Annotated in this window: 19 protein-coding genes and 1 pseudogene; 9 read left to right on the top strand and 11 right to left on the bottom strand. The window is 36.3% G+C overall.

Annotated features, from left to right (window positions below; genetic code table 11):
• Window positions 1-27: 27 nt before the first annotated feature.
• Window positions 28-182, bottom strand: a pseudogene (locus SAZ04_RS08795) (response regulator transcription factor); the annotation flags it as partial.
• Window positions 183-605: 423 nt separating this feature from the next.
• Between SAZ04_RS08795 and SAZ04_RS08790 the strand changes: the two are divergent.
• The gene (locus SAZ04_RS08790) at window positions 606-1331 is read left to right on the top strand and encodes a cytochrome c biogenesis CcdA family protein (RefSeq protein WP_332694159.1); all 726 of its coding nucleotides are present in this window, start codon (window positions 606-608) and stop codon (window positions 1329-1331) included.
• A gap of 150 nt (window positions 1332-1481) precedes the next feature.
• Here SAZ04_RS08790 and SAZ04_RS08785 read toward each other — a convergent pair whose 3' ends face one another.
• Genes SAZ04_RS08785 through SAZ04_RS08775 form a run of 3 tightly spaced genes read right to left on the bottom strand, consistent with a single transcriptional unit; the run spans window position 1482 to window position 4217 of the window.
• The gene (locus tag SAZ04_RS08785) at window positions 1482-2216 is read right to left on the bottom strand and encodes an EcsC family protein (protein ID WP_332694156.1); all 735 of its coding nucleotides are present in this window, start codon (window positions 2214-2216) and stop codon (window positions 1482-1484) included.
• 49 nt (window positions 2217-2265) lie between these two features.
• Window positions 2266-3477 carry an ABC transporter permease gene (locus tag SAZ04_RS08780; protein ID WP_332694153.1) on the bottom strand — a complete coding sequence of 404 codons (1212 nt, stop codon included), beginning with the start codon at window positions 3475-3477 and terminating at the stop codon, window positions 2266-2268.
• Window positions 3474-4217, bottom strand: coding sequence for an ABC transporter ATP-binding protein (locus SAZ04_RS08775; protein ID WP_332694150.1), 744 nt, complete (start codon window positions 4215-4217; stop codon window positions 3474-3476). Before SAZ04_RS08775 ends, SAZ04_RS08780 begins: the two co-directional genes overlap by 4 nt.
• 368 nt (window positions 4218-4585) lie before the next feature.
• On the opposite strand from SAZ04_RS08775, the gene SAZ04_RS08770 reads away from it, so the two are divergent.
• The 5 genes from SAZ04_RS08770 (at window position 4586) to SAZ04_RS08750 (ending at window position 8607) form a co-directional block, all read left to right on the top strand.
• Entirely contained in the window at window positions 4586-5020 is a 435-nt protein-coding gene (locus tag SAZ04_RS08770) for an HIT family protein (RefSeq protein ID WP_332694288.1), read from the top strand.
• Window positions 5021-5339: 319 nt separating this feature from the next.
• Complete coding sequence (gene serC / locus SAZ04_RS08765) at window positions 5340-6422, top strand: 3-phosphoserine/phosphohydroxythreonine transaminase (RefSeq protein ID WP_332694147.1); 1083 nt, start codon at window positions 5340-5342, stop codon at window positions 6420-6422.
• Between the two features lie 307 nt (window positions 6423-6729).
• Window positions 6730-7089, top strand: a complete 360-nt coding sequence (locus tag SAZ04_RS08760; protein WP_332694144.1) for a YtxH domain-containing protein — start codon at window positions 6730-6732, stop codon at window positions 7087-7089.
• A gap of 174 nt (window positions 7090-7263) precedes the next feature.
• Window positions 7264-7857: an HTH-type transcriptional regulator Hpr gene (locus tag SAZ04_RS08755; RefSeq protein ID WP_332694141.1), complete on the top strand. Its 594-nt coding sequence runs from the start codon at window positions 7264-7266 to the stop codon at window positions 7855-7857.
• A 207-nt stretch (window positions 7858-8064) separates the two neighbouring features.
• A complete protein-coding gene (locus SAZ04_RS08750) occupies window positions 8065-8607 on the top strand; it encodes a DUF3267 domain-containing protein (protein ID WP_332694138.1) in 543 nt (180 codons plus the stop codon).
• A 121-nt stretch (window positions 8608-8728) separates the two neighbouring features.
• Here the strand turns inward: SAZ04_RS08750 and SAZ04_RS08745 are convergent, their stop codons facing one another.
• Window positions 8729-9319, bottom strand: coding sequence for a YpmS family protein (locus tag SAZ04_RS08745; protein ID WP_332694135.1), 591 nt, complete (start codon window positions 9317-9319; stop codon window positions 8729-8731).
• A 288-nt stretch (window positions 9320-9607) separates the two neighbouring features.
• Between SAZ04_RS08745 and SAZ04_RS08740 the strand changes: the two genes are divergently transcribed.
• Entirely contained in the window at window positions 9608-9787 is a 180-nt protein-coding gene (locus SAZ04_RS08740; RefSeq protein WP_332694132.1) for a hypothetical protein, read from the top strand.
• A gap of 53 nt (window positions 9788-9840) precedes the next feature.
• On the opposite strand, the gene SAZ04_RS08735 is transcribed toward SAZ04_RS08740, so the two are convergent.
• Both SAZ04_RS08735 and SAZ04_RS08730 read right to left on the bottom strand, forming a co-directional pair.
• The gene (locus SAZ04_RS08735) at window positions 9841-9927 is read right to left on the bottom strand and encodes a YjcZ family sporulation protein (protein ID WP_332694286.1); all 87 of its coding nucleotides are present in this window, start codon (window positions 9925-9927) and stop codon (window positions 9841-9843) included.
• Between the two features lie 59 nt (window positions 9928-9986).
• The gene (locus SAZ04_RS08730; RefSeq protein ID WP_088102685.1) at window positions 9987-10070 is read right to left on the bottom strand and encodes a YjcZ family sporulation protein; all 84 of its coding nucleotides are present in this window, start codon (window positions 10068-10070) and stop codon (window positions 9987-9989) included.
• A gap of 198 nt (window positions 10071-10268) precedes the next feature.
• On the opposite strand from SAZ04_RS08730, the gene SAZ04_RS08725 reads away from it, so the two are divergent.
• A complete protein-coding gene (locus tag SAZ04_RS08725) occupies window positions 10269-11180 on the top strand; it encodes a peptidylprolyl isomerase (RefSeq protein WP_332694128.1) in 912 nt (303 codons plus the stop codon).
• A 140-nt stretch (window positions 11181-11320) separates the two neighbouring features.
• The gene (locus SAZ04_RS08720; RefSeq protein WP_332694124.1) at window positions 11321-11410 is read left to right on the top strand and encodes a YjcZ family sporulation protein; all 90 of its coding nucleotides are present in this window, start codon (window positions 11321-11323) and stop codon (window positions 11408-11410) included.
• 54 nt (window positions 11411-11464) lie between these two features.
• Here SAZ04_RS08720 and SAZ04_RS08715 read toward each other — a convergent pair whose 3' ends face one another.
• From SAZ04_RS08715 to SAZ04_RS08700, 4 genes are all read right to left on the bottom strand, one after another.
• Window positions 11465-11746: a sporulation YhaL family protein gene (locus tag SAZ04_RS08715; RefSeq protein WP_332694121.1), complete on the bottom strand. Its 282-nt coding sequence runs from the start codon at window positions 11744-11746 to the stop codon at window positions 11465-11467.
• Between the two features lie 258 nt (window positions 11747-12004).
• Window positions 12005-12964 (bottom strand): 3'-5' exoribonuclease YhaM, encoded by a 960-nt coding sequence (gene yhaM / locus SAZ04_RS08710; RefSeq protein WP_332694118.1) that lies wholly within the window; start codon window positions 12962-12964, stop codon window positions 12005-12007.
• A 145-nt stretch (window positions 12965-13109) separates the two neighbouring features.
• Window positions 13110-14471 (bottom strand): sensor histidine kinase, encoded by a 1362-nt coding sequence (locus SAZ04_RS08705; RefSeq protein WP_332694115.1) that lies wholly within the window; start codon window positions 14469-14471, stop codon window positions 13110-13112.
• Complete coding sequence (locus tag SAZ04_RS08700) at window positions 14468-15151, bottom strand: response regulator transcription factor (protein ID WP_332694112.1); 684 nt, start codon at window positions 15149-15151, stop codon at window positions 14468-14470. Before SAZ04_RS08700 ends, SAZ04_RS08705 begins: the two co-directional genes overlap by 4 nt.
• Between the last annotated feature and the right edge of the window lie 172 nt (window positions 15152-15323).

Genomic DNA, 15323 nt, shown 5'->3' with positions numbered 1-15323 from the left:
TTCGCAGGAAAAAAAAGGTAGCTTTCCCTATTTTACTAAGCCTGCACGGTGAGCATATACAGCCATCTGCGTTCGATCATCTAACTCTAACTTTTGTAAAGTGTGACTCACATGCGTTTTGACTGTTTTGATTCCAATAAAAAGGTATCCGCTATTTCTTGGTTGCTTTTCCCTTCTCCAACCACTCTAACGATTGCGCTAATCTTATATGTTTTTGGATTTTCATTTCACATTTTTCAATTCCAAGAAGAACACTTGCTCCAATAAGAATGAGAAGAAATCCACCAACTATCGTTCCAGGTTCCTCCTTATTTGAACTACTTTTATTGTAGAGAAAAAACAAGAATTTGAAGCCAATCTATAGAATGGTTTTCTCTCCTCCTCAAGACTGATATTCGACTAAGCTTGTGATCTTTCCGTGAAGTTTTTGGCTTGACTCTTTTCCTCTAGCTCGAAACAGTTATAATGAGACAAGTACAAATAATTGATACATATATTTAGATTGGACTAGAATAGAATAGAATAGTGTAAATGTGTAGTCCTTTTTGGGCAACAGTTCTACATTTGTCTAGAGTTCATGATTTACTAATAAGGATGTGTTCAAAATGACAGAGGTTTCCATCTGGCTTGCCTTTTTAGCTGGCGTTATTTCTTTTTTATCACCTTGTATTTTCCCTTTAGTACCTGCTTATTTGGCCCAATTAACTGGAACGAATATTTCTAACAACGAAATAGAAGCTGATCGAAAACTAATATTATCAAGAAGTATCGGCTTTATTATTGGCTTCACCTCTATTTTTCTTTTGCTAGGGGCTTCATCAACCTTTATTGGTCAAGCTTTTTTAGGAAATAGACAGCTCTTCGAACAAATAGGAGGAATTATTATCGCTGTATTCGGTCTACAAATGATGGGGATTATATCGATTCGAATGCTGATGAGCGAAAAGAAACTTTCTGTCAAACCTAGAAAGTCATCAAGTTTCGCCAACTCCGTACTTCTTGGCTTCTTATTTGGAACTGGTTGGTCACCTTGTATTGGGCTTGTCCTATCATCAATTCTCTTTCTCGCCAGCAAATCTGAGACAATGTGGTCAGGAATGTTTATGCTATTAGTTTATTCCATTGGATTAGGCATTCCCTTTTTACTAGTCGCTCTTTTGTGGTCACGCTCACTTGATCGAATACGCCGATTAAATAAATGGCTACCGACTATTCAAAAAGTAAGCGGTGGAATAATGGTCATACTCGGTATTTTACTGTTCACTGGTAAATTCGCTGTTATTTCTGCCTATTTAGCTCGAATCGCTCAATCACTTCCATTTACGATTTAAGAGGAATGACCAAAAGGGTGCTTTCTCCTTTTAGTCATTCCTCAAACAAAGAGCGGAGCCTTTGCACTTCTTCGAACAAACGGGATGTTTTTTCTTTTGCAATAAAAACAAGAGGTTGACTCCAAATGTAGAGTCAACCTCTTGTTTTTTTTACTCAGGAAGAGACGATAACCATCTGATCCGGTACCCATTCATAGCTGTTTCTCCTAACACATCAAGAAAACGATAATTCGCTGCGGCCCCGATAACCGCGCCGACGCCAGGAATCATTTGTAGCATTTTCGCTAAGTCTATATAATCACGATAATCAAGTTGAAACGCCTTCCAATCAAAGTTAGCTAAATACTCATCTTTTTCAGGGAGTCGTTCTTTCAGTAACTCCCATTCCTCTAGTTGCTTAATTAAATCAGCACGCTTTTCTTCTCTTGCAAAAGTAAGTTGAAATAAGTAAAGAACAAAGAGTCGCTCGCGATAATCACTAACGTCGTACCCGTAAGCAGATGCTACATCAAATAAAAACTTCATTTTAATACTAAGCAACAATGGAAAATCAGCCATACCGAGCAAAATCCCGCCCGCTCCTGTTCCAGCTCCTTCAAGAGCTGCCGTCCGTTTATATGACTTCAATATTTGAAGTACTTTCTTTTCTCTTTGCTTTAAGCTCTGAGCGGACTCTGGTTGTTTTTTTGTTGTATATTCAGATCCAACCAAAGTTGCGTGTACCATATTCTTAATACTTGCTGTTACAACCGAATGAATTTTTTCTGGGATAAGGTTATTCATCTTTGACTGTAAACCTTTCGTATAGCGACCTACCATCGATGGTCTCTTTAGCAACTTTCTCTTCCACCTTGAAAGCTCTTCAGCTATCTCCTTTTCATACATAGCAACCACCCCTTTGTCCTTATTGATGCTATAACTTACAAGAAGATGACTACTTTTTCCTTTTGTGAATTAATTTCTGACTCCCAATGTAGCTATATATTCCTCCTATTGCAATAGCAATTACAAAAATAGCGAGTGATGAAGTAGCAAGCAAGACTCCAAGTTGGACAGCAGTCATAATCAAAAGCAACCTGAAGGCAAGTTGCGTTAACGCCTCTTTCTTCTGCCCTTTCACTACTGGATAGAGATCGACCCACATATTCGTATCATAATGATACCAAAGTGTCGATAGCTGGTTAGTCACCATATGCATAAAGAGTAGAAGAACAACGAGTTGAAGCCAACCACTTGGGAGAGCGATCAGAACAATAGCACAAACCAACACAAGCCTTATATAAATTCCGCCGTAATCGTTCGCCCGAATAAAAGAACGAGCAAATAAATAGTGATACACTGACTTCTTAGAATCGATAATTCCGTTAATAATCCAATGCAAATACGTTCTTGCTCTCACTTTATTTCGCAACTGTGGTACATCAGTAAAGGCATTCGCAATTCGGTAAAAGAACAACAACATTCCTTGCTCTACTTCAATCAAATGATCCCATTTTATTGATAATTGCTGAGCTAGCCTTTTATAATAAAACATGTACAGACCTGCCATAATCACAAATAGCGCTAGTAACAACAGCCAATTAGCTCCAGAGAAAAGCAAAAATGTGAAAACAATATTAATTATGCCTCGCAATAAGAAATGTGAATTCCTTTCAGATTCACTTTGAAAACGTTGTTCCTCAAAACTCAAAAAAACATTCCACCCTTTCACAACAATTAAAAGGACAAGAACAAGAAACAAACTACCAACATCACTGGCTAAGTACTTTGCAAACAAAGGAGACAAAACAACGAGTCCTACCAACAACACACCACTTTGCAAAGCAAGGCTATACCATTTTGATGCTTGAAAATAAGATCCCAATTTTGATTCATAAGGCAAAAGAAATACAACATCAGCCGGCTTTACAAACGTACGGATACCACTCCTTGTCAACAAATGAGCAAAAATGGCAACAAACACCCAAACAGCTGGAAACGTATCTGGAAGCCAATCTAAAAAGACACTATAGTAATAGCTTCCAATAATAATAAGAACATATACGGTAAAAAGAAAGCCGCTATTGCCTATTAAGCGTAAATATCGAATCGCCATATTCCAATAGGAACTAACACGCTCTCTCCACAACATCATTCCATCCTTCATACGAGCTCTTCCTTTGTCATTTCGATATAAATTTCATCTAATGTAGCATTAGGTAGTCTAAGAGCTGAGCGCATCTCAGACAACGTCCCTTCTAAAACGACTTTTCCTTGATGCAAAATGACAAAACGATCACAATAACGCTCTGCCGTCGCCAAAATATGAGTGGACATTAAAACAGCGGCCCCTCTTTTTTTCATATCACTTAAAAACGTTAAAAATGACTGAATTCCAATTGGATCTAACCCTACAATTGGCTCATCAACAATATACACTGGTGGTTCTATTAAAAATGCACTCATAATCATCACTTTTTGCCGCATCCCTTTTGAAAAATGACTTGGATACCACTTCTTCATTTTTTTCATCCTAAATTCCAAGAGCAGCTTTTCTGCACGCTTTTCAAATAAGCTTTTTTCTAGGCCGTATGCTAAGGCTGTTAATTCTAAATGCTCCCACAATGTTAACTCATCATATAAAATCGGTGTTTCAGGAATATAAGCATACGAGCTCCGAAATTCATTTACGTCTTCTTGGAAGGTCCGCCCTCCAATTGTTACTTGTCCTTTTTCTGGCTGCAATAACCCTAGAATGTGTTTAATCGTCGTACTTTTCCCTGCACCATTTAACCCAATTAAACCTACGATCTCTGATTTATTCACATGAAAATTGACATCATGTAAGACTGGTTTCTTAGGGTGGTATCCACCAGTAATTCCTTCTATTTTCAAAACCTCTGACATGTTCACAACAACTCCTTCGCTTCTTTATCTTACCAAAAATGAGGAAAGGTTCTCTAGTCTAATGACAAAGGCTTTCTTTCTTCGACATAGAAAGATGACCCAGCACTCACAATAAGTAAGGTCTGACCAAAAATCCATCGTGGCCAGACCATTCTTAATACTATTTATTAAAGATTTGGGGAATTAGCTGGGTTAGTATCCCCCTCTTGATATCACTCATCTATAAATATTCGAATGTCTACTATAAGTTACATAAAATTAAATGAGGCTATCTTGTGAAATGGGGACAACGATTCTCACGCAACTTGCAACGACGATAAGCACTCATGTATAGTGGTTTTAAGCAAAAATGGAAAGGATGGATTATGATGACCTATGATCAAAATTGTATATTCTGCAAAATCATCAAAGGCGAAATTCCAGCCTCAAAAGTGTATGAAGACGAACACGCGCTTGCGTTTTTAGATATTAGCCAAGTAACAAAAGGTCATACACTTGTTATCCCTAAATCACATCATCAAGACCTATTTGATCTACCTGAAGATCGCTCAAAGCATATTTTTTCGGTTATCCCTAAAATTGCCAAAGGCATTAAACAAGCTTATCAAGCTAAAGGGTTAAACATCGTCAATAATAATGGAGAAATTGCTGGACAAACTGTTTTTCATTATCATGTACATCTTATTCCAAGATACGGGAAAGGAGATGGCTTTGGAGCTGTTTGGAAAGACCATAGTGCAGAATACAAAAGTGAAGATTTGCAGCAAATGGCACGAGAAATACATGCTTTTATTAAAGGATAATATAGTCGATCGTACCTTAGACTGCTAATGCTAGTGTTTTTAATATAAAAGGTCACATAAATAAGGATAATTGAGGCTTTCTCAAATAGGATCTGACATTAATTAGTCGCGTAATATATGATGAAATGCCATATGTTATGCTCTATGGAACAGACCCGTAGGTTATCACGAATTTTGTCTCTACATTAAAATCAATCTTTATGTTTGTGATAAATTTCAGAAAACACTAAAAAACAATCCATAATAAATGGAATTATGGTACGATAATGACAATCTATGTTTTATTAACGTGGTGAACAGATAAAGGAGTGGAGAGAATATGACAACAGTATACAATTTTAATGCTGGGCCTTCTGCCTTACCAAAACAAGTACTAGAGAGAGCACAAGCAGAGTTAACAAATTTTAATGGAACGGGCATGTCCGTTATGGAACTTAGTCACCGTAGCAAAGAATATGAAGCGGTCCACCAACATGCAATTAACTTATTAAAAGAACTATACAACATACCGGATCAATATAAAGTTCTATTTCTTCAAGGTGGAGCTAGTTTACAATTTTCGATGATTCCTCTTCAATTTCTAAAAGAAGGAAAGATAGGAAATTATATTCTAACAGGTTCTTGGTCTGAAAAAGCATTGAACGAAGCCAAGTTAATTGGAGAAACAGCTATAGCAGCGACAACAAAAGATACCCAATACAAAACGATCCCGAATGCTACTCACTTACAACTTAACGAGAATGATGCTTATTTACATCTCACTTCAAATAATACGATCTACGGGACACAATGGGCTAATTTCCCAGAAATTACGCACGCACCTTTAATTGCAGATATGTCTAGTGATATTCTTTCTCGACCAATAGATATTGAAAAATTTGGTCTTATCTATGCTGGAGCACAAAAGAATCTCGGACCTTCTGGTGTAACAGTTGCGATTATTCGAGAAGATCTTCTTGAAGAAAATGTTGATCAAATTCCTACTGTCCTTCGCTATAAGACACATGCAGATGCGAATTCGCTTTATCATACACCGCCAACCTTCTCTATTTACATGCTCGATCAAGTTTTAACATGGGTCAAAGAGCAAGGTGGGGTTGAAGCGATTCAGAAAATGAACGAAGAAAAAGCAAAATTAATTTATGATGCAATTGATGAAAGTAGCGGATTTTATAAAGGTCATGCAGAGAAAGATGCACGTTCATTAATGAACATTACATTTAATCTCCCTACAGAAGAAGATAATAAAAAGTTTCTAGCGAAAGCGAAGGAACTTGGATTTATTGGTTTAAATGGCCATCGCTCTGTTGGAGGCTGTCGTGCTTCGACGTATAATGCAGTACCATTAGAGGCTTGTCTTGCCCTAAGAGATCTTATGGACTCATACCGCAAGAATAACTAACAATAAGAGTGGTTAGGATGAAAAAGAACCTAACCACTCTTATGAACAAATTAAGAGTAATAAAACACATCCTCCACTGCACAATAAAATGATTAACATTGTTATGAACGAATTTCTAAATTGGTTTTTTTCTTCACTCTTTATATTACCTGCTAGACGAAAAGAAACATAAATAAACCCGTACAATGATAATAAACAAATCGATAGCAATAATAAAATTAGGGCCTCCATCTTTCCCCCTCCTTATCCATTATTACTATGCAGATAGGAGTGCTCAAAGAACTCATTATGAGAGGTGGATTATTAAATGAATGGTAAATCATTTTTCTCAGGTTTTTTTACAGGGGCAGCGATATTAGGTATCATTACACTATTTACAACGCCTGCTGCAGGAAAAAATGTTAGAGCTGCCTGTAAAGAAAACACTTTGAAACTACGGAATGAGTTTGAGCAAGTAGCTAATGATAGTAAACATGTTTCACTACAACTAAAAGCAACTGCCAAAGAAGGAAAAGAGCTTTTTTTAACTGTTGGAGGAGAAGTCAAAGACTCCATTAATAAGTGGCAACAAGATATTGAACCTGCAGTATCTCAATTAAAAGCTGACATTGAAGCTCTACAAAAAAATGTTGAACAAGCAACAATGGATCGCAACGAATACAAATAGATTATAGATTTTCTAAAAGTTTGTAATAAACTTATTTTTACCTTTCTTTTTCTTTTGGTTCTTGGCATAATATAAAAAAGAAATATTATTTCGAAATAATATTTACGATAGAGTAACAACGTTCTCGACTAATTAGTATTAGTCATCAAATGTTTCTTAATTAGGGGGAGAAAGATGGATCAGCAATTACCTAGCTCCTTAAAACAATCAGTTATGTTTAGTCATAAGGTAGCTCAATTAAGCAAAGCACTTTGGAAGTCAGTAGAGAAAGATTGGCAAGCTTGGATTAAACCATTTGATCTTAATATTAATGAACATCACATCCTTTGGATTTCTTACCACTTAGATGGTGCTTCAATCTCAGATATTGCTAAATTTGGAGTTATGCACGTATCTACCGCCTTTAATTTCTCTAAGAAATTAGAGGAAAGAGGTCTCCTTCATTTCTCAAAAAAAGAAAATGACAAGCGAAATACGTATATATGCTTAACAAATGAAGGTCATGATTTATTTTTTCAAACACTTGAAGCATACCAACCAGACACATACGGTGTGTTTGAAGGTGCATTGCCTATTCGAGACCTATATGGAAAATTCCCAGAATTATCAGAAATCACAAGTATTCTTCGCCATATTTATGGACCCGACTTTATTGATATTTTCGAAAAATCGCTTTCTAAATTTAATGAAGATTTCCACGAAGAAGATGGACGTTTAATTAAATTAGATAAAAAAAAGAAAGCAAACTATTCAAGTGAGGGAGCCTAGTACATACTAGGCTCTTTTTTCGACTTTAGACGAAATTGGCTAAAGAAAGGATCCAGTTTCCTTGCACTCAATCACTATATTTATATACTAATTTTTAAAAATGTTAAAAATTAGTATTGTCGAAATCATTTTATTTTTGTCGATTCTATTGCTTTATAAAAAGAATGAGAGTAAATTAATCATTGATTGAGGAGGTGCAGCATTTCTATGAACTGCTGGAAAACTATACGTATAAGCCGTGATTACGGTACGTTGCGCCTAATGATGTATTCAGGATTCACAATGCTCTTTTCTTTTTTATTTTATTATCTAGCTGTGAGTTCCATTATTCCAACGACTGAGTCACCAACAATTAGCTTGCCAATTTTTATTATAAGTATTATTGCTGTTTTGCTTTTTCACAAACTACTTCACCTTATTCCAATATGGATGTGTGGAAAGAAAGCGATAATAAAAGCACGCTGGGTTTCGTTTATTCCGATGTTATCAGTGAAAGTATCAAGACCTTTGTCACGTAATTTATATTTAACAGCTTTGTTAACACCGATTTTCACTATCACATCAATTGGTGCGCTAGCTTCAGTCATGTTACCGATGTACATTGCCTATATTTCCATTTTAAGCTCTATTCATTTCGGTTTAGCCTTTTATGATATTCTGTATGCTTCTTATTTAATTAAAGCTCCAAAGCAGAGTTATATTGAAAACCATGAAGAAGGGCTTCATATTTTAATTAAACGAGCTGTTTAGTTTTAGAAAAAAATTGGTCTCCGCCAGAGTTCTCTTAGAGATCCGGACCTTGCTGACTGATAAGCAAGGTTCAGATTTTGGCTGAGGCCTTAGTTTGTAAAATCCACCCTCTTTCGTTTTGTTAGTCTATAATCATTTCAAGTTCTATGTTATCCTTCTCGAGATCGAAAGTAAGAAAACGAAACCTTATTGATTCATTTTTATCTACTTTGATTTCAGTCACCTTGACCTCCACTACCCGCTCACTGGGATAGGTGACAATCCACTCTGCCACTTCAATCCAATTACTAATAAATTGCAATACTTGATCCACTGGTAAACTAAGAATGCCAACTGAAAATGTCTCAACTTTTAATAGTAAATCTCCATTCGGCACGACAACTGGTTTAAAATTAATCGTAACAGGAACTTCCTGACCAAGAATTCGAAAGGCAGACCTGAATTGAACATTTTCATCGAGCAATTCCACCATATAGGAAATATCACTTGGAGTTTGTTCAATTCTTGATGCAATAAGCGTATTTAACTTTGCTTTATTTGTTTGAATGTTAAAAGTAGCCTCTTCCTCTGTTGGTTGTTTTTGTATAAAATGGTTTTCATCTACCTCAGGAAAATACCGCTGAAATAGTACGAAAAGAAAAATGATAACAAGGACAACTAGTCCACTTAATGCAAAAAAAGCTATCTTCCATACCTGATTACTTTTTTTCATAAATCCACACCTTCCTTTATCCCTTTCATTGTATGTCCTAATCATAATGATAACAATCACTGTTTCTTAAAAAATTGTGTTTATTGCTGTGATTTTAAGCCTTTCAAGTGCTTTCCTCCTAAAAGCACGCAACATGTCGAGCCATTTCCGCCCTTGAATAGGCTTTCACACTTCTTTAAATTCACTCAAATTTTATAAATTCTTTTTAAATAAATTAAGCAATCTCCTATCTTTTTTAGGCAATTTTTGATAAAGTTTAAATATCATTGCTCGTCAGGAGGCAACTATATGCTCTTCTTTACTATATTATTTGCTCTATTTTTTTTATACGTTATTAATTCTATGACTGATGCCTTGTGCTTAAAACGTGAAATACCTACTGAAAAACAGTCAAAGTTATTTCGAACAATTAATATTTTAATGACTATTTTGCTTACATCTACATATGTAAAAATCTTATTTACATAAGAAGAGTGAGAGACGGTTATGTCCTCACTCTTCTTTGATTCATTCCACATCAATTAGTACATCCAAGATGCACCAATAATGACTAATAAGATGAACAATACGACGAGTAACGCAAATCCTCCTTGATAAGTGTGAGACATCGTGATCCCTCCTTATTAATTCTTCATCATCCGTCCGAAAAGAGATGTTGTTGTTGGTATTATAACCAAGCTGCACCTACAATTACTAATAAGATGAACAACACAACAATCAACGCAAATCCTCCGTGGTATGCGTGAGACATAATAACACCTCCTCTTTACTTTGTTAGAATATCCTATGCTAAAACACTTCTTCCGTACTGGGCGTCTGCCCAAAAATTCATAATTCCTTCATTTTGCTTCTTAAAAACATTTCTCTATCAATCAATTGTATGGTATAGTAAGGTCTGTAAATGAGACAGGCATTAACCTGAGGATGATGTTGAGGAGTGGAATGAATAATGAAAAAACAGTTGGTTGCCGCTATTAGCCTAGCATGTATGACGGCCCTTGTTGCATGTAACAATGAAGAAACTGCATCAGATAATACACCAGTTGCCATTGTCGATGGAACTGAAATTACGGAAACAGAATTCGTTGATCAGTTAAAGACCAATTACGGCGGGTCTACACTTCAAGCAATGATCCGTGACCACCTGCTTACTCAAGCAATTGATACTGTTGGGGTTACAGATGAAGAAATAGATGAAGAATTAGAGATGCTGCGTACTGAATTCCGTGTAACGTACGGTATTGAGGATGACGAAGGTGTCTTAGAAGCACTGCAGACTCAGTTTAATTTAAATGTTGATTCAATTGATGAATTCGTAGATGAGTACCTTGTACCACCACTTGTGTTAAAAAAATTAGCTACTGATGGTATCGAGATCACTGAAGAAGAGATCCGAGCTTATTATGAAGAGAATGAAGAACAATTTGGAGAGCAAATTAGAGCGAGCCATATATTAGTTGAAGATGAAGAAATTGCGGCTGAAGTTCTTGAAAAAATTGAAGCTGGTGAAGACTTTGCTGAGTTAGCAAAAGAATACTCTACTGATCCAGGTTCAGGCGCCCGTGGTGGAGACCTTGATTTCTTTGGAGAAGGGAAAATGGTTGCACCGTTTGAAGAGGCTGCCTTCTCAATGGAAATAGGTGAAATTAGTGAGCCCATTGAATCTGACTTTGGCTTTCACATCATTAAAGTAACGGATCAAAGAAATGCTTTTGAAGATTACGCTGATGAAATTGAACAAATCTTAATTCAACAACAATCTAAATCAAATGATGAAGTAATGGCTGAGTTACTTGAAAATGCCAATATAGACATTAAAGACTCACGTTTTTCTGATTTATATAATGAAGAAAATGAGTAAAATAACTGAAAATAAGGCTACTGAGAATATTTTCTCAGTAGCCTTATCCCTTTTCCGCTTATGCCTAGAACCATTCAACCACCTGAGCATAGGCTAAGATTAGGTATCACCTAATTGACTAGCAGAAAGGATGTTTACTCATGTCGGGAACTTCTTATAACTCTAGCTTCACATTACTAGTAGTATTGTTCATTTTACTTATTATTGTAGGTACTGCATACGCATGCTAAAAGAATATTAGAAAATAAACAGAGAATCCTTTTAAGGGCTTCTCTGTTTATTTATCAGCCTCTAGTTGTTTTACGTTTTTCCCTCTCTTGCTCGATTCGCTCCATATAAATATTCCCTTCATTTTCAATCCATTCTTGTTCAATATGTTTATCTTCAACCGAATATTTGACTGACAAATAACCACTTAAGACAATTCCAGCAAGTACAAAATACACCCACCAAGGACTTGATAACAATATCCCTCCAAGTGCTGTTTGGGTCAAAAGAAACCCAAGTGCAAGGATGGCTAGTAAAATTAGTGCTGCTCGTTTATTGTTTGGTTTGTTTTTCATCATTACCCCTCCATGCTTATATCGTTACTATAGAGTATGTACAAGCATGAAAGAATAGAACTAAAAAGAGATTACTCAAGAAAGGCAACCTGTGTGTTCAAAAAGGAGGTTGTGCAATGGCTTCACTCATTGCTTCGAGGTTGTTAATCAAGTAACCATATAAATATTACGGTAAAAAGAAAGAGACGCGCTTTTGCGATAAGGGGAGTTTTGCCTGTCTCATAGAAGGCTGCTAATTGCGTCTTCTTCCCTAAACACACGCTATACATCCAGTGGTGGCTCATGAAAACTTGGTTTATAAAAGCTACGATGATCCATTGCCATCATTCGTTCAGAAAACTCACCTGGTTGAACACGTTCTAATGCTCTGTCCATCATATTCATTTTCGCATCAATATTATCAATCATATGTAACATCTCAGCTTCACGAATAACAGGGACTTTAGGGCTCCCCCACTCTCCTTTTCCATGATGGCTCAATATTAGATGCTGTAGCATTAAAACCTCTTCTCCTGTAATCCCAAGTTCCTTCGCTGCATCTGCTACTTCACTTACCATAATAGAGATGTGGCCAATCAATTTTCCTTCCAATGTATAACTTGTATCAATTGGTCCCGATAACTCTCTTACTTTTCCAAGATCATGTAGGATAATGCCGGAATATAACAAATCCGTGTCTAGCGTCGGATATAACTCTGCTAAACTTTTAGCTACTTTTAACATGCAAACGACATGATACGCAAGTCCTGAAACAAATTCATGATGATTTTTTGTTGCAGCAGGAGATTCCAAAAAAGGTTCCTGGTATTTTTTTAATAAATGTCGCGTAATTCGTTGTATATTAGGATTTTTCATATCAAAGATGTACTGCGTAATTTCTTCTAACATATCCGCTGGAGCTAATGGAGCAGATCTAACAAAGTCAGCTACTTTAACTTGATCCATAGCTGTGGTGGGACGAATACTACTAATCTTCATTTGTAAACGACCACGATAATCCGTAACCTCTCCATGAAGATGAACAATGATCTGACTAATGAAAGTCGCTTCATCATCAGGTGAACACCCCCATAACTTTGCTTCAATCTCCCCCGTATGGTCAGCTAAGATTAACGTTAAAAAGGGTTTTCCATTACTTGCTACTCCCTTTATTGCCGATTTTATTAAGTAATACGTTTCAACACGATCTCCAACTTGTTGAAACCGGATACCCTTACTCATATGTATCTTCACCTCATCTTTTATCATTCTATTTTCTTTTAGTATAGCATATATTTTATGTTAAGCCCTATGATAGACCTATTCAAGAAACGTAAATACAGATTCAAAATAAGAAATAAAAAATAAGAAGATGCATCACATCTTCTTATTTTTTACGCATTTTGCTTTTGGGATTGTTAGGAAAAAAGATTGAAAACATCACTCCAACTTCGCTATTTTCAACTTTAGGAAAACCACCATGCAATTCGGTAATTCGCTTTACAATGGCAAGCCCGAGACCAAATTTCCCTTTATTCCCTTTATAAAATGGATTGAATAATTGTGGCAAATCATGAGATGGAATGGATTCACCATTATTCTCAACTGTAATGATTACATGATCCTCTGTTGAATGCGCAGACATCCATATCGTATCTTTAGCATAACGAAGGGCATTTTCTACTAGATTCTCTAAAAGAACTTCAAGTTGTTCACGATCCCCCCATAATTGTGTTTCAGGACCTTTTACTAAGATTTTTACATCTTCACGCTGAACTCGAAATCGCTCCTCAATCTGAAAAGCAATTTGCCCAAATACAATTTTTTCATGCTTTGGACTCTCTTCTTTTAGTGAATCAAGCTTCGTATAATAAAGCATATCAATCACTCGTCGTTCCATACGATTCGCTTCTTCAATGATGACATCCATCGTTTGTTCCATATTGCCTTTGGGCAGAATGCCGTCTTTAACGGAGTGTGCATAACTTTTAATAACCATAATAGGTGTTTTTAGCTCATGAGAAGCATGCTGAATAAACGTTTTTTGAGCCCGGTCGTAAAGATTTAAATTTTGCCTCATTCTCTCAAATTGATCGGACAACCGTTGAAAATCCTCGTCACCCTTCCACTTTAGGGGTTCTTTCCAATCACGATTTGCAATTTGTTCCAAGTGATTCCCGAGTACGATTAAAGGCTGACGTAAATAGTGCTTTAACCAAATGGCAGGCAATAAACTTAAACCACTTGTTAATAGAAGAATATAAACTAAGCGCTCCCACAGACGATTTACCATTTGATCACGATATGTATCCCACATATAGGAAATATGAAAAGCGGGATAATCGTCAATTTGCGCTTTCGCAATTACATAAAATACAGTTGCACCACCATATTGGATTTCATAACGACCGCGGTTCACTTCCTGCCGATAAGCATTTTGAGCCATTTCCTGTAGAACTTCCTTTGGAGGTGGAGCCCCTTCTGCAGGGCGCCCTAATGTGTCATAAATAAAAAAGTGACCAACTCTCCCTGCTTCCCGATCTGTAAAATCATGTTCATTTCTCGGATTAAGTAAGTCTAGTAATGGATAAGCACTTCTAATTTGCTCATGTTCAATGAGACGATATGTTTCTTCTGTCAGCGTACCTTTAATGGAAATTGGATAAATAATAATAATTGATAATCCCACTAAAACAATAATGGAAATAAACGCAAGCCAAATTCGATGCGTTAAATTCACTTTAATCATGAAGACAGAATCCTATACCCGTATCCATATAGCGTTTCGAGATGAACTCGAGGCATTTTTTTTCGGACACGTCTAACAACATCATCAACAGCTCGCTCAGAACCAAAATAATTTTCGCCCCATACATGTTCAATAATTTTTTCTCGTGAAAATGCTTTTCCAACCTCTCCTGTAAGAAGCAAGATAAGATCCATTTCCTTTGTTGTTAAATCAACAAGCGAGTCACCTTCCGCCTCTTCATCTACAACGGTTCGGCCAACCGGGTCAATCGTATATTGATTTAATTCGATTTTCTTTTGCTCTTGTGTCGATACACCGTAAACGCGATTCAACAGTTTTTTTGTTCGGATAATTAACTCTTGTGGAAGAAATGGTTTTGCCAAATAATCATCACTTCCCATTTCTAGACCTAGCACTCGATCTAGATCTTGATCTCTTGCTGAAATGAAAATGACGGGTGTATCGGTTTCTTCCTTGATCGCTTTTAATAATTGATAACCATCTGTTCCTGGTAACATAATATCAAGAATCCATAAGTGTGGCTTTTCTCCTATTGCATCGCGAGCCACATCACCATCATGAAAGACAAGAACGTTCCATCCCTCTTTTTCTAAGTATGCTTTCAATACCTCTGATAAGTTTTCTTCATCTTCCACTAGATAGACGAGATATTCACTCATGTCTCGTTCCTCCTTTATATGGGTACTTCTCTAAAATACTCTCTATGTAATATTGTATCTTATTTTAATCGATGAAACGAGTTTCAGGTAGTGTAACCACTACTATCTAATATATTTACAACTTTTTTCACAATCAAACCTAAAAACGTGTTAATTCGTGAAAAAAATTCTC

The organism is Halalkalibacter lacteus (assembly GCF_036663595.1).
Classification (GTDB): domain Bacteria; phylum Bacillota; class Bacilli; order Bacillales; family Bacillaceae_D; genus Halalkalibacter; species Halalkalibacter lacteus.
The sequence above is the reverse complement of the archived record's forward strand: the minus strand, read 5'-3'. Positions and strand labels throughout refer to the sequence as shown.